This is a genomic window from Acinetobacter lwoffii, from assembly GCF_024129715.1.
In the GTDB taxonomy this organism is placed as follows: domain Bacteria; phylum Pseudomonadota; class Gammaproteobacteria; order Pseudomonadales; family Moraxellaceae; genus Acinetobacter; species Acinetobacter lwoffii_U.
This window is the reverse complement of sequence record NZ_JAMXXM010000004.1, coordinates 76,429-90,666: the sequence shown is the minus strand read 5'-3', so window position 1 is coordinate 90,666 and position 14,238 is coordinate 76,429. Positions and strand designations below refer to the sequence as shown.

The window sequence follows — 14,238 nt, the reverse complement described above, 5'->3', positions numbered from 1 at the left end:
TTTTTAAGCAAAATCGACCACGCTCATGTGGTCGATTTTGTTCAGTCATAAGGAAAAATGAATGAATACCAAGAAACCTAACAAAGTTCTGGCGCCTTTAGTCATTGCAGGAATTACGATTGGCTTTTTTACCGCTGCCTATCGATTTATTTTTGTAAAGAGCAAGCAGGACGAGCAGTCTGAGCTGGAGCTGGATAAGAAAATACCAGAGGCAGACGAATTTAACTGAGAAGTCAATCCTGCTCAGTCGCTAGGAATAGAATTTATTTTTTAAAAAATATAGAATATTCAAGTAAATACTAAAATGATTTTGGTATTTTTCTTGCATTAAAAATATAAAGAAAAGGAGATCAACAATATGTGGAAAGCACTCCAACATAAATTCATGGCATCTTCAGCAGATGACGTACCACTATTTCTGCGAGAAGCTCAAAAAATGCAGCTGACGATTGACCGTTTAACAAATACGGCCAATCTCAACCTGTTTAAAACAGACTATCTGGAATGAGTTAAGTAGCAAACCAGATTATCTATTGATTAAATATATTCCGATGCGGCATGTGCCGATGACCATGCCCATTGGAAATTATAACCGCCCAAATGTCCAGTAACATCCAGCACTTCACCAATAAAATACAAGCCTTTCTGCTTTTTACTTTCCATGGTTTTTGAGGATATTTCTGTAGTGTCTACACCACCCAAAGTCACCTCCGCTGTACGGTAGCCTTCAGTTCCTGAAGGTTTCACTTCAAAGCCATGCAGACGTGCCGCAATCTGTTCCAGCTTGTCATCGCTGATATTACCAATGGCAGTTTCAGCGCTTTCAGTCCAGATCAGATTTTGTAATTCAGCCACCACACTTTTCGGTAAATATTCATTGAGTAGTGTACGTAACAAGACTTTGGGCTGGCTTTGTTTTTTGGATTTGAAGAAATCCAACAGATCAACACTTGGAAGAAAATCTACCTTAAAGCTCTGCCCGACATTCCAGTAATTGGAAAGTTGCAGGGAACTTGGCCCACTCAAACCACGATGGGTAAATAGTAGTGCTTCGGTAAAGCTGTTGAGTTCATTGGAGAGTGTTGCTTCTACGGCATTGCCGCTTAAGCGCGTGGTGACTTCTTTAAATCCGTCAGAGAAGGTAAATGGAACCAGTCCAGCACGGGTTGGATAGACGTGATGTCCAAACTGTTTTGCAATCTCATAGCCAATGCCTGAACCGCCAAGCGTAGGAATCGATAAACCACCAGATGCCACGACTACAGATTCAACTTCAAAATATCCTAGTGAGGTCGCCACTTGAAAGCCTTGATCATCGACTAGATTGACTGCTTTCACTTCGCAGCTGGTTTTAATATCGACCAGACCGGTTTTGTCACATTCCGCTAGCAGCATCGACAAGATATCTTTTGCACCATTTAAGGTAAACAGCTGTCCATGTTTGCGCTCTTCATAAGCAATGCCGTATTCACATACCAAGCCGATAAAGTCCCAGTTGGTATAACGCGTTAAAGCTGAAATCACAAAATGTGGATTGTGTGAAATGTAATTGCTCGGTTCGACTTCCAGATTGGTGAAATTACATTTACCACCGCCAGACATCAGGATTTTTTTGCCAACCTTATTGGCTTTTTCCACTACCACGACTTTACGCCCACGTTGCGCAGCCATATACGCCGTCATTAAACCTGAGGCACCGGCACCTATGACTAGAACATCGTATTGCTTGGAAGACATCACACACTCAAGGGAGAAGAAAAGGGAAGCATTATAGACAATTTTATTTCAGCTTTCTCTATTCCAGAAAAATCAGTTCCGTGATTGCAGATTCACAGTGGATTTTAAACATAAAATATTTGAAAGCTGTCTAAAACTCATGCATAGTTTTTGTACAAACTAAAAACATAATAACAAGGAAAAGCGAATGGCAAGCGCGGAAGATTTAAAACAATATAATCTCATTACTTATATTCTTTATATTTTAGGATTTTTTCTTGGTCTGACCCCATTTATTGCGATTGTGATGAATTATATCAAGCGTGATGAAATGCGCGGTACCTGGCTGGAAAGTCATGTCGACTGGCAAATTAAAACCTTCTGGATCAGTTTGCTGGGCTATATCGTCGGTGGCTTATTGACTGTGATCTTGATTGGTTTCCTGATTGTATTTCTGGTCTTTATCTGGCATATCTACCGCTTGGTCAAAGGGTTAATTGCCTTAAATAATAATCAACCGATTGAAGCTTAGGTTGCTGTAAAACCAAAGGGAATATGACGGCCTTGCAGACCACCAGTATGAATCACCAACAGTTTTGATCCAGCCGGAAAATAATTTTTCTCGATTAGATCAAAAATCCCCATCAGCATTTTAGCCGTGTAGATCTGCTCCAGTGGAATTGCAAATTCCGCTTCAAAATCCCGGATAAACTGCATCAAGGCTGCACTGGTTTTGGCATAGCCACCACAGCAATAATCATCGAGAATATTCCAGTTGGTTTTATTCGTTAGTTGAGCGATTTCATCTTTTAAAAATGAACCTTTCAGTGCAGAAAATCCTAAAACCTGTTGATGCCCATGACTGGCTTCGATCAATCCACTGATGGTGCCACCGGTGCCTACTGCACAACAAATCACATCAAATTGCGCATCGCCATCTTTTAATATTTCCTGACAACCTTGAATCGCCAAAGCATTGGTTCCACCTTCAGGAATAATATAATGTTCAGGAAATTGTTGAGCGAGTTCGGCCAAATACTCAGGCTGTTGCTTGCGTCGATATTCATCACGACTGACGAAATGCAACTGCATCCCGAATTGCTGGGCGGTGGCTAATGTTGGATTCAATGGGTGATCAGCCAGTTCTTCACCTCGAATCATACCAACACTCTGAAAACCAAACTGCTGTGCGGCAAATGCAGTAGCGGCAATATGATTGGAATAAGCACCTCCAAAACTCAGAATATGCTGATAATCCTGTCTTTTGGCTTCAAGAAAATTGTATTTCAGTTTAAAAAACTTGTTGCCCGAAATTTGCGGATGCACCAGATCCAGACGACGTATTGTTAAAGTAATATCGTGAAAATTAATCTGTTGATCTGGAATATTTTGAGCAATTTTTTCAAACATAGACATTAAGATAGTAGGTTATTAAAACATTATAGCGGAAGTGCTAAAAATCAGAGCTTTTCAATAAGCCATTATTCGCTGAGAGCTATGGAGTTGGTTGTAGATTGTCACAAATATTCTGCTGATAATTTAAATAACAATGCTAATCTAAACAGAGGAAACCCTGAGGAGGGTAGAATAATGAAAATATTATCCTATGCTGTGTGGGTCGGCATGCTGCTCAGTCTGTCGGGCTGTGATGATGCGATGAATAAACCTAAAACAGAAACCCGCACCATGATTATTGGTGGCGTACCTGTACATGAGCAGGATTATCAACTGCTAGACAAGCATTTGAGTGCTCAGGATCAGTTAAAACCTTAAGTAATTGCCATAGTTAAAATTCATGATAAATCCAGAAATTTTTACAGCAAATCGTCAGGTTTTTGCTTAAAATAGCCCTTCAATTTTTAAGTCAGGTTATCTCGTGGAATCATTCTGGATTTTAGGTTCGATTGCTTTTGCCCTGATGTTAGGCGCAATGAGCCCCGGGCCGACTTCTATTTATGTGGCAAAAAACTCAATTGCCATTTCACGTAAACATGGTTTATTTACTGCATTGGGTACTGGTCTCGGTGCAGCGATTTTTGGTCTGTTGGCGGTTCTCGGTTTGCAGGCATTTTTACTAGCTGTACCTTCAGCTTATCTGGCCTTAAAAATTTGTGGTGGTTTATATTTACTTTGGTTGGCGTTTAAAATCATTAAACATGCCAAAGATCCGATCGAAGCGGATACAACCATTAGCAAACAGATGTCTTTACGCCGTGCTTTTACCACTGGTTTAATCACACAGTTGTCCAATCCCAAAATTGCGATTGTGCTGGCCAGTATTTTTACCGCGTTATTGCCCAAAGAAATTCCAACGTATTTTTATTTTGTTTTGCCTGTCTTATGTTTCTTTATTGATGCAGGCTGGTGTTCACTAGTCGCAGTTGCATTATCTGCGGAAAAGCCACGTCGTGTTTATTTGAAGTTTAAGGCTTTGTTTGACCGCGCAGCAGGCGCAGTTATGACGGTACTTGGCTTAAAATTAATTTTTGGTATGAAGTAATTACTTCATCTAGATGCTCTGCTTATAAATAAAAAAAGCCCCTAGTCGTAGAGGCTTTTTTTATGTCTATTAAAAAGTATTTTCTTCCGAATTAGCAGAAATACGATGAATCGACAAGTCTGCACCATTGAACTCTTCTTCCTCAGTCAGGCGAATACCCATCAAAACCTTAAGCAGGCCATACACCAAAAAACCACCCGCCAAAGCAATGACAATCGCCAGCACTGTACCTATGAGTTGTGAAATTAAAGACACTCCTCCCATTCCTCCAAGCCATTGCTGACCGAAGATACCCACAGCTAATCCGCCAAAAGCACCACAAACGCCATGCAAAGGCCAAACCCCCAATACATCATCCACTTTGAGTTTATTTTGGGTATAGGTAAAGAGTTTCACAAAAATAATGCCGGCGCTGATCCCGATAAAAAAAGCACCCAACGGATGAACGACGTCTGATCCTGCACAAATCGCCACCAGACCTGCTAAGGGACCATTATGCAGGAAGCCGGGGTCATCTTTCCCCGCAACTTTGGCTGCTATTGTTCCACCGACCATGGCCATCAAAGAGTTAATAGCGACCAGTCCAGAAATGGCATCCAGCCGCTGCGCGCTCATGACATTGAAGCCGAACCATCCCACAATCAGAATCCATGAACCCAAAGCCAAAAAAGGAATTGATGAAGGAGGATGCGCGGTGATCCGGCCATCATTTTTGTAACGGCCATGACGCGCACCAAGTAGGATTATTGCGGCCAGTGCGATCCAGCCGCCCATTGCATGAACGACAACTGAGCCGGCAAAATCATGAAAACTTGCACCAAATGCATGGGTCAGCCAATCCTGAAAACCAAGGTTGCCATTCCAGATCATACCCTCAAAAAACGGATAGATCAGCGCAACCAGAAATAATGTCGCTAAAGCCTGTGAACGCATTTTGGCACGCTCTGCAATCCCTCCAGAGATAATCGCTGGAATTGCTGCAGCAAAAGTCAACAGGAAAAAACAGCGCATCAGGTTGTAGCCATGATCGGCAGACAAGGTTGCAGCATCATGAAAAAAGTGCTGACCGTAGGCAATATAGTAGCCCACTAAAAAATAGGCGATGGCGGAGATGGCAAAGTCGGTTAGAATTTTACTTAGGGCATTGACCTGGTTTTTATGTCGAACTGTTCCAAGCTCTAAAAAAGCAAATCCAGCATGCATGGCAAGCACTAGAACTGCACCGAGAAGAAGAAATAATAAGTCTATATTTTGCATGGTGCGTTCCAATTTAGTGCGCGGGATCACAAAAAAAAATCAGTATATAGAGGCAAATTGATTGTAGAAGAGGGCTAAGCAAGGGAAATTTTGATGAAGAATTTCTTGAAATTGATAAGACTCGATATAAAGCACGTTACTATTTTTTTGCACCAAACTAAGACATGGCGAGAGTTCATAAAATTCAGATTTATATTATATTTTTAGGTGTTTATATTTATCGTAAGAAAAGCGGTGCTAAAAAAGCATGCTAAAGGTGCACGTAAAAAGTAAAAGATTTTTAAGAAAAAATTTAAAAATAAACGAAACTATTGCTTTTAAATTTCAAAGCGTCATTCAAGTTTTAAATTTACCAAGTCATAGGGAATCTGGCTGAAGGATATTTAAAATAAATGAAACCCTAAAAAATTAGGGTTTCATGCTTAGATAAAATTATTGAAGTATTCAATTAATCTTTAAAATGTACCGGAATCCATTGATAGCTTTTATTGTCTTTAGAATAAATATGTCCAATCCCCGGAAATGGCAAATGTGGTGCTGCTACCGTCTGACCATTTTTCGCATATTCAGCAAAATATTTTAAGCGGGTTTCGATCGCCTTTTTCGGATCGACATCAAAGTCAACGCCGGTCTGTGGGCGATCAAACTGCAGCGTATGTGAGTGCACAATATCTCCAATAAACACCATCTGCTGACCTTTAGATTTTAAGCTAAAACCAAAATGCCCCGGTGTATGTCCAGCCGAACTGATAACATCGAAAGCATGGATTTTATCGCCGGTTTTAAAGGTTTTGAGCTGATTCTTGGCCTGATAGGGTGCAATGGCTTTCTTGATTTTATCGACTGTGCCCAAAAAACCTGCCTGCTTGGCTTTTGGTAATTTTTCTACCGTTGTGGGATTTATCCAGAAATCCAGTTCAGCTTGAGACACATAAATGTTGGCATTGGGAAAATTGGCAACACTATTATTACTTATACCGCATACATGGTCTGGATGTAAATGCGTGAGCAGGATGGCATTGACCTGTTCAGGTTTATGCCCTGAAGCCTTTAAATTGGAATACACTGAACCTAGGTGTGGACCATTACAGCTTGAAGTCCCGCTATCGACCAGAACCATTTCCTTGGCTGTATTGACCAGAAAGGCATTCACGGAGGTTTGGATGCCTTTAGCTTGATCGACGTAGTATTTTTTCAATATCTGGTCGGCTTGAGCTACTGGAATATCTTTAAATAAGGCTTTGGACAGATAATTGGTGCCATCTAGCAGGGCAGTAATTTGGTAATCCCCGAAGTTATGTTGATAATAACCGGGAACCTGTTTTTGTTGTTGGGTGCTAGAAACGGATTGTGCATGTGTTTGAGAGATACCCGCCATTGAACCTAAAGCAAGCAATGACACGACGAGAGAAGAAGTAAAGTATTTCATAGCTATTCTTATGTAATTAAAGTCAATTCTATGTATTAGCACGGATGCCAGCAAAAAAGAATATGAATATATTTACCATTTTTTAAAATGGAAGTGCTGATTTGGCATCTGTACTAAAAAATCAGTCTGAATCTGTATATTGATTTTTTGAAAGTAAAGAATTTATTTTTAATGAAAATATTATTATAAATAAAATGCTTAGATACATTTCACTTTTTATGAAAAGCTCGTTAACATGGGGTATTACGAACAAGCTTTGGGTGTCGCGATGAGTTTTTGGAAAAGAAAAAACAATGCCAGCTTTGTATTTTTCATTATTACCTTATATTCACTACTTGGTTTTGGACTGGGCTATGTGATTTGGGAATTTGTATTGCAAGGCTAAGTGACCCAGCAATAAAAGCCTCTAGAAATAGAGGCTTTTTTAGTTTTGAAATATGGAAAAGATCTAAGCAGTTTGTACCATCGAGTAGGGCAATGATGTAGGTGCTGCTTAGCTATTTGGGTGGTAAGGGTTACTGTACCAAGTGTGAGTGCGATTAGGAGGGGTTTTAATTCTTTCATGAGGTTCTTATAAATTCTAGAGAGATAGATTGTTTTTATCATGTTGTGTATTTTTTTTCATTGGGTTTTAATTCTAAGAATTCATCATAAATAAGAGAGATCAAAATTTAAGCTATGCCTAACTATATTTCAGAGCCAAACAAACATATTGAAGAATATCTAGACTATTACTTTGATGGTAAAAAAGACTTTCAATATGCTGTTCTTTTGAATGGAGCTTGGGGGAGTGGAAAGACTTGGTTTGTAAAACAATATCTAGAAAAAAAGGAAGATGATAAAAGGAAGATTTGTTATGTGAGCTTAAATGGGATTGCTAAAACTTCTTTGATTGATGAAGCTATTTTTAAAAGTATTCATCCAATTCTTGGTAGTAAAGGTGCAAAATTAACAGGTCAAATTTTAAAAGGGGCATTGAAAGCAACAATTAAAGTTGATTTAGATGATGACGGTAAATCAGATGGAAGTATCGCAGGTGGGATTCCCAAAATTGAGTTACCAGATTATTTAAAAATTAATGATAACTTCATATTAGTTTTTGACGATTTAGAGCGATGTGAATTAAAGAAAGAAGAAGTCTTAGGCTACATTAATTACTTTGTAGAACAAGACAAAATTAAAACCCTTATAGTATCGAATGAAGAAGAAATTAAAGATAATGAGGAATACATTAGGAAAAAAGAAAAACTAATAGGAGCAACTTTTAGCTACATCGAAGACCAAAATATGGCAATTCAAAGTATTCTAGGTGAAATTTCAGATGAAAATTTAAAAGTCCTTCTTAATTCAGAATTTGAACTAATTAGACAAACATTCAATCAAGTGGGCTATAAGAATTTAAGATCATTTAAGCAAGCTATTTTTGACTTTGAAAGGTTTTATAAAAAAGACTATTTTGATTTAAAAGGTTCTTTTGATTCGGAAAGTTTTAAAGGCTTTTTTAATTCTTTCATTAGAAAATAAAAAAGGGAGTTTTGAAAAACAAATATTAGAATTTAGAAAAGATGAAAAATTAGAGGAAGAAAAAAAGATAGATACTACATCTAAGATATTAAAATCATTTCGTGGTATTACTAGCCTTGATTCTGAAAAATTTATGAATAAATATAATTGTTCACTAAAGGATTTTATATTTTCACCAAGACTTTGGGATGAAATTTTAAATCTAAATATTTTGGATGAACAAAGAGTAAATGACGAATTATACGAAAATTATTTTAGACTTAAAGAAGAAAAGCCTACATGGTTAAAATTGATGGATTTTTGGGATTTAAGAGAAATAGAATTTGATAGCTTGGTAAAAATAGCTAAACATGAAATAGAAACTAGTGCACATACTCATTCTACTGATGTATTACATACAATAAGCATATTTATTTATTTTAAAGAAAATAATCTTATTCACTTTAATGTAGAAAATCTTCTACCTCTTGCTGTTAGTCAATTTAAAAAACTCTGTAATGTAAATGATAAAATAAGAAAAATTGAGGATTCAAGTTTTAGAGAATATTCAGGGCAATATAGTTTTTATGCAAAGGATATTCCTCTCTTTAAAAAATTCATGGATGATATTGCAAAATCCTATGAGGAAAAATATATAGAAAAAATTCTGAGCGAGTAAACGAATTATTGGATTTAATGGAAAATAATTCATGGCTTTTCGCTCAGCGTATTATCCTTAATAATGGTGGGGAAAATTTATACTATGATTTTCCTATCTTAAAAGCCATTGATTCAAAAATTTTTTCATCCAAGTTGTGTAATATAAGCCGATATTGCTCTAATTATGTTCTTAATGGTCTCGATAATCGTTATTCAATAAAAGCTTCATTCAATATGTATACTGAGGAAAAGGAATGGTTTGATGAAGTCGAAAATAATATTAAATCAGATGTTTTACCTTCAGCAGATAAAACTCTTAGGGCAAAAATAAATTTACATATTCTGCCTAAAATTATAGAAATTAAAGCAAAAGCAGTTAGCTAAAAAATCCGCCAATTTATGGCGGATTTTTTTATTTGAAAATTAAGACACTTTATCACCCGGTTTAGCACCAGATTCAGGTGAAATCACCCAAACGCCATTGCCATTACCCGCAGCTAAAACCATTCCGTTTGAAATACCAAAACGCATCTTACGTGGCGCAAGGTTAGCCACCATCACCACCAGTTTACCTTTTAAGTCTTCAGGTTGGTAAAACTCACGAATACCACTGAACACATTACGTGGCTCAGCTTCACCAACGTTTAAAGTGAGTTGAAGCAGTTTGTCAGAACCTTCAACCGTAGCCGCTTCCAAAACTTCAGCCACACGCAGGTCAACTTTCATAAAATCATCAATATTAATGATTTCAGCTTCACCGACTTTAGGTTCAGCTTTCTTTTCAATCTTCTTCTCTTTTTTCTTCTCAGCTTTTGCTGGTTCAGCAGCAGGAGCAGCTAAAGAATCTTTAGATGCATCCACCATGGCAGCAACCGCTTTAGGGTCGACACGTTGCATCAACGGTTGGAACAACGCAATTTCATGACCCACTAGAATTGTTTCGCGAGAAGCAAAATCGAAGCTTTCAAGTTGCAAGAAATCTTGAATCTGCTGAGCCAGTGTCGGCAATACAGGCGCTAAATATACTGCCAATTGACGGAACAGGTTGATCCCCACAGAACACACATCATGAACCTGTTGTTCCTGACCTTCCTGTTTCGCAAGCGCCCAAGGCTTTTTCTCGTCGATGTACTGGTTGGCTTTGTCTGCTAGTGCCATGATTTCACGAATCGCAGCCGAGAATTCACGTGCTTCATAAGCCTGAGCAATTGAACTACCTGCATCAATAAAGCTTTGTACCAATTCAGGTTCAGCACATGTAGTGCTTAACTTGTTATCAAATTTAGTGTTAATGAATTTCGCACAACGGCTGGCAATATTCACGACTTTACCGACCAAATCTGAATTTACTTTCTGAACGAAATCATCAAGGTTCAGGTCAGAATCTTCAACTTTGTCAGAAAGTTTCGACGCGAAGTAATAGCGTAGATATTCAGGATTTAAATGCTCTAAATAGGTTTCCGCTTTAATAAATGTGCCGCGAGATTTTGACATCTTTTGGCCATTGACAGTCAAGAAACCATTCACGAATAAGCCTGATGGCGTGCGGTAGTTTGCACCTTCAAGCATTGCCGGCCAGAACAGGGCATGGAAATACACGATGTCTTTACCAATGAAGTGATAGACCTCATTTTCAGAATCTTTTTTCCAGTAGTCATCAAAATTCAATTCAGGACGTTTGGTTTTGATGTAGTTTTCAAAGCTCGACATATAACCAATCGGCGCATCCACCCAAACATAGAAATATTTGTTTGGCGCATCTGGAATTTCAAAACCGAAGTATGGCGCATCACGTGAGATGTCCCAGTCATTCAAGCCATTTTCAAACCATTCGTCCAGCTTGTTGGCAATCGATACCGGCAAGCGACCTTCATCACGAGTCCATTTTTGCAGGTATTCACCAAAATTTGGCAATTTAAAGAAGTAATGATCAGATGATTTTTCGACTGGAGTTGCGCCACTTAAAGTGGAATGCGGATTCAACAACTCTGTCGCATTATAAGTTGCACCGCAGACTTCACATGAGTCGCCGTACTGATCTTCCGCCTTACATTTAGGACAGGTGCCTTTAATGAAACGGTCTGACAGGAACATGCCTTTTTCAGGATCAAAAAGCTGGGTCACCGGACGAACTGCAATATTGCCCGCATCACGGTTTTTCACATAGATTTCTGACGCACGGGCACGGTTGGTATCGCTATGTGTAGAATCATAATGATCGAAATGCACACCGAAACCGTCAAAGTCACGAATGTGTTCTTTTTGCACATTGGCAATTTGCGCTTCAGGTGAAATGCCATTCGCTTCGGCACGTAGCATGATCGCGGTTCCGTGAGCATCATCCGCACAGACATAAGTCACATCATGACCCATCGCACGCATGGCACGTACCCAAATATCTGCTTGGATATAGCCAAGTAAGTGACCCATATGAATCGGGCCATTGGCGTAAGGAAGGGCATTGGTGACTAAAATTTTACGCACGGATTCACTCTCTCATTCGTATTCATTATGCAATGGGCCATAATTTTACATGATGCCGAGGGGATTACAAAGAAATGCTTTGCTGAAACCCTGCGAATAGATGGACTTGGACAGCCCGAATACAAAAGCCTGCATCATCTTTAGCATATAGCTTTTCAATACAGATTTGACTCAGCTCATGCTATATCCTGCAAACAATAGCAACAACTTGTACAGGCTTTGTTGCAGTTTGCTTACTTCGCCCGATTCGCGTGATGCTTTGTGCTAAAAAAATGGCTGATTGTTTATATGATATGCCTAAGGAGGGTACCTCATGACTCAGCAGAACCAAAACAATACGTCGAAGCAAAATCAAGATAAAGAACAACATGCACGCGAATTGAATGATCAGCTTGCAAAAGAGCAAAAGCAAAACGAGCTGGATAAACAGCATAATCAGGAACATAAGAACGGGCAAAGTGCCCAGATTCATGCTGATCAGAAGTCTGATACCCAGCACAACGGCAAAGATGAAAATGCTGAGCAATCAGCGCAAAAAGACAGTTCTCAAGAGAACCAGTCTGATAAAAAAACTGAAAGCTTTAAGATGGATGACTTAAAAGCCAAAGCGATAGCGATTGGTGAAGAGCTATTGCAAAAAGGTGAAAAGCTTCTGAATGAGCTGAAACATGGCAAATCTGACAACCAGCAAAATGCTGAACAAGGTTCGGATGATGCGAAAAAAGCCAAAGCGGATCATACATCTCAAGATAAATCATCTAACAAGTCAGATAAACAAACTGCTAAAGATGGTCAGACCGATCAGCAGGCAGGTATGGCAAATTTAAAAGATGAAGCCATGCATAAGTTTGAAGATACCAGACAGAAAATCACAGACTTATTCAGCGAAGCCTCGGTTAAGTTCGCTGAGCTGAAACAGATGGCAACTGATACGATGAACAAAATGAAGGATAATCAATCAAAGGAAGGTGATTCTGATCAGCAGCAAGATGCCAAAGATACAGATTCAGAAAGTAACTCTCAGTCCAACAAGGATGAATCGAAACAAGATCAGGATAAAAATACCAAGGATCAACAGGATAAATCTGAAAACAATAAAAATCATAAATAGTCTGTGATCATAGAGCCACTTTAATTACAGAGGATTAAAGTGGCTTGATCGCACGAGATCAATAAAAAAAATTTATTACATCAAAATAATCTATCTCTCTTTTCTTTCATTATTTCTATTCACCAAGATTTCATAAAACATTTCACAAAACCAAGTAAAATGGTTGGAAATTGAAGATATGTCTTTCATCTTCTCCAATACAGTGCTTAACCTTCGCCTAAAACCCCGTTAAACTAGGCCATTCAGATGTCGATCTACATTTTTGGAGTAACCTATGTCCTGGCTTTCTTCGCTTAAATCGGTTTTTTCGCCTTCCAAGGAGGTGAACGAAGAAGCTGTGCAGAGCGTACTGCAAAACTATATCTTGCCAAATTCCAGCAATGCCTTGAAAGATCGTATTACTCAGGTGAATGTACAGGGTGAGATTCTGCAAATCACTTTGAATACCTATCCCGAAGAAAAAGCGCAGCTGCAACAGATTCATGATGAACTGGCGGAAGCTTTGCAAAAATGTGGTATTCAAGAACTGAATATGCATGTGATTCAGCAGAAAACTGGACATAAGAAAGAAGGGGGTTGCGGGCATAACCATGCTGAAGGTGAAAGTTGTTCAAGCGCGCCTAAAGCGGAAGCAAAACCCAATCTTCCCCCTGTGGTTGATGCGTCGGCACAGCCTGCAAAAACAGAAGAAGCTGATCCAAATAATCCACCTATTCAAAAAGCTGCGCCGCAACAGCGTGATGTTCCAAAACACCCAAGGATTCAAAATGTGATTCTGGTGTCATCTGGTAAAGGTGGCGTAGGTAAATCGACCACGACTGTAAATCTGGCTTTGGCTCTACAGAAATTAGGCCTGCGCGTAGGCGTACTAGATGCCGATATTTACGGCCCAAGTATTCCGACTATGCTCGGCAATGCCGGCAAAACGCCAATGATCGAAGCAGAGCAGTTTGTCCCTATCGAAGCCTATGGGATGGCGGTATTATCAATTGGCCATTTAACTGGAGATCACAATACTCCAGTCGCCTGGCGTGGTCCAAAAGCCACGGGTGCATTAATGCAGTTATTCAATCAGACCCTATGGCCAGACCTTGATGTGCTGATGATTGATATGCCACCTGGCACAGGTGATATCCAGTTAACTCTCGCGCAGCGTATTCCGGTAACGGGCGCAGTAATTGTGACAACGCCACAAAACGTGGCCTTGCTGGATGCGACCAAAGGCATTGAATTGTTTAACCGCGTGCAGATTCCGATCATGGGCGTGATTGAAAACATGTCGACCCATATCTGCTCAAATTGTGGTTTTGAGGAACAGATTTTTGGTACAGGCGGTGGCGATAAACTGTCTGAGCAATATCAAGTCCCATTATTGGGTCGTTTACCTTTGGATGCTAAAATTCGTGAAAATGCCGATGCTGGAACGCCGTCAGTGATCGCGGGAGATGCTGCTGCAGAAAGCTATATGCTGATTGCAGAGAAAATTGCAGCGCAGTTACCTAAAGCAGAGAAAGACCATAGTCGAATTTTTTAATTCTACAGACAATTCAGATATTTAAGCCTTAGCTAAAAGCTAGG

General features: G+C 39.3%; 16 protein-coding genes. 11 read left to right on the top strand and 5 right to left on the bottom strand.

The window, feature by feature from the left end; all coding sequences use genetic code 11:
* The first annotated feature begins 61 nt into the window (after window positions 1–61).
* On the top strand, window positions 62–229 hold the full coding sequence (locus NI462_RS04950; RefSeq protein ID WP_253159394.1) for a hypothetical protein: 168 nt from the start codon (window positions 62–64) through the stop codon (window positions 227–229).
* A gap of 129 nt (window positions 230–358) precedes the next feature.
* Window positions 359–508 carry a hypothetical protein gene (locus NI462_RS04945; RefSeq protein ID WP_004645868.1) on the top strand — a complete coding sequence of 50 codons (150 nt, stop codon included), beginning with the start codon at window positions 359–361 and terminating at the stop codon, window positions 506–508.
* Window positions 509–537: 29 nt separating this feature from the next.
* Here NI462_RS04945 and NI462_RS04940 read toward each other — a convergent pair whose 3' ends face one another.
* The gene (locus NI462_RS04940) at window positions 538–1,737 is read right to left on the bottom strand and encodes a BaiN/RdsA family NAD(P)/FAD-dependent oxidoreductase (RefSeq protein ID WP_253159392.1); all 1,200 of its coding nucleotides are present in this window, start codon (window positions 1,735–1,737) and stop codon (window positions 538–540) included.
* Between the two features lie 187 nt (window positions 1,738–1,924).
* Here NI462_RS04940 and NI462_RS04935 point away from each other — a divergent pair, with 187 nt between their 5' ends.
* Window positions 1,925–2,248, top strand: coding sequence for a DUF4870 family protein (locus tag NI462_RS04935; RefSeq protein WP_044111062.1), 324 nt, complete (start codon window positions 1,925–1,927; stop codon window positions 2,246–2,248).
* On the opposite strand, the gene NI462_RS04930 is transcribed toward NI462_RS04935, so the two are convergent.
* Window positions 2,245–3,126: a 1-aminocyclopropane-1-carboxylate deaminase/D-cysteine desulfhydrase gene (locus tag NI462_RS04930; protein WP_253159390.1), complete on the bottom strand. Its 882-nt coding sequence runs from the start codon at window positions 3,124–3,126 to the stop codon at window positions 2,245–2,247. The genes NI462_RS04935 and NI462_RS04930 overlap by 4 nt on opposite strands.
* Before the next feature lie 180 nt (window positions 3,127–3,306).
* On the opposite strand from NI462_RS04930, the gene NI462_RS04925 reads away from it, so the two are divergent.
* Together NI462_RS04925 and NI462_RS04920 are read left to right on the top strand one after the other, a co-directional pair.
* Window positions 3,307–3,489 carry an NF038215 family lipoprotein gene (locus tag NI462_RS04925; protein ID WP_085064447.1) on the top strand — a complete coding sequence of 61 codons (183 nt, stop codon included), beginning with the start codon at window positions 3,307–3,309 and terminating at the stop codon, window positions 3,487–3,489.
* A 103-nt stretch (window positions 3,490–3,592) separates the two neighbouring features.
* Window positions 3,593–4,216, top strand: a complete 624-nt coding sequence (locus NI462_RS04920; protein ID WP_004280739.1) for a LysE family translocator — start codon at window positions 3,593–3,595, stop codon at window positions 4,214–4,216.
* Window positions 4,217–4,285: 69 nt separating this feature from the next.
* Here NI462_RS04920 and NI462_RS04915 read toward each other — a convergent pair whose 3' ends face one another.
* Complete coding sequence (locus NI462_RS04915; RefSeq protein WP_005263574.1) at window positions 4,286–5,473, bottom strand: ammonium transporter; 1,188 nt, start codon at window positions 5,471–5,473, stop codon at window positions 4,286–4,288.
* A 448-nt stretch (window positions 5,474–5,921) separates the two neighbouring features.
* Complete coding sequence (locus NI462_RS04910) at window positions 5,922–6,902, bottom strand: MBL fold metallo-hydrolase (RefSeq protein ID WP_253159387.1); 981 nt, start codon at window positions 6,900–6,902, stop codon at window positions 5,922–5,924.
* 268 nt (window positions 6,903–7,170) lie between these two features.
* Between NI462_RS04910 and NI462_RS04905 the strand changes: the two genes are divergently transcribed.
* The 4 genes from NI462_RS04905 to NI462_RS04890 all read left to right on the top strand — a co-directional run bounded on the left by NI462_RS04905 (window position 7,171) and on the right by NI462_RS04890 (window position 9,449).
* Window positions 7,171–7,287: a hypothetical protein gene (locus NI462_RS04905; RefSeq protein WP_086044934.1), complete on the top strand. Its 117-nt coding sequence runs from the start codon at window positions 7,171–7,173 to the stop codon at window positions 7,285–7,287.
* A gap of 293 nt (window positions 7,288–7,580) precedes the next feature.
* Window positions 7,581–8,426 (top strand): P-loop NTPase fold protein, encoded by an 846-nt coding sequence (locus NI462_RS04900; protein ID WP_253159385.1) that lies wholly within the window; start codon window positions 7,581–7,583, stop codon window positions 8,424–8,426.
* The gene (locus tag NI462_RS04895) at window positions 8,377–9,084 is read left to right on the top strand and encodes a hypothetical protein (protein ID WP_253159383.1); all 708 of its coding nucleotides are present in this window, start codon (window positions 8,377–8,379) and stop codon (window positions 9,082–9,084) included. The genes NI462_RS04900 and NI462_RS04895 overlap by 50 nt, the downstream gene beginning before the upstream one ends.
* A gap of 17 nt (window positions 9,085–9,101) precedes the next feature.
* The gene (locus NI462_RS04890; RefSeq protein WP_253159381.1) at window positions 9,102–9,449 is read left to right on the top strand and encodes a hypothetical protein; all 348 of its coding nucleotides are present in this window, start codon (window positions 9,102–9,104) and stop codon (window positions 9,447–9,449) included.
* Between the two features lie 39 nt (window positions 9,450–9,488).
* Here the strand turns inward: NI462_RS04890 and metG are convergent, their stop codons facing one another.
* Window positions 9,489–11,549, bottom strand: coding sequence for a methionine--tRNA ligase (gene metG / locus NI462_RS04885; RefSeq protein ID WP_253159379.1), 2,061 nt, complete (start codon window positions 11,547–11,549; stop codon window positions 9,489–9,491).
* 313 nt (window positions 11,550–11,862) lie between these two features.
* On the opposite strand from metG, the gene NI462_RS04880 reads away from it, so the two are divergent.
* A complete protein-coding gene (locus NI462_RS04880; RefSeq protein WP_253159377.1) occupies window positions 11,863–12,660 on the top strand; it encodes a putative sodium/potassium/calcium exchanger in 798 nt (265 codons plus the stop codon).
* 274 nt (window positions 12,661–12,934) lie between these two features.
* Window positions 12,935–14,194, top strand: coding sequence for an iron-sulfur cluster carrier protein ApbC (gene apbC, locus NI462_RS04875; protein ID WP_253159375.1), 1,260 nt, complete (start codon window positions 12,935–12,937; stop codon window positions 14,192–14,194).
* The last annotated feature ends 44 nt before the right edge of the window (window positions 14,195–14,238 follow it).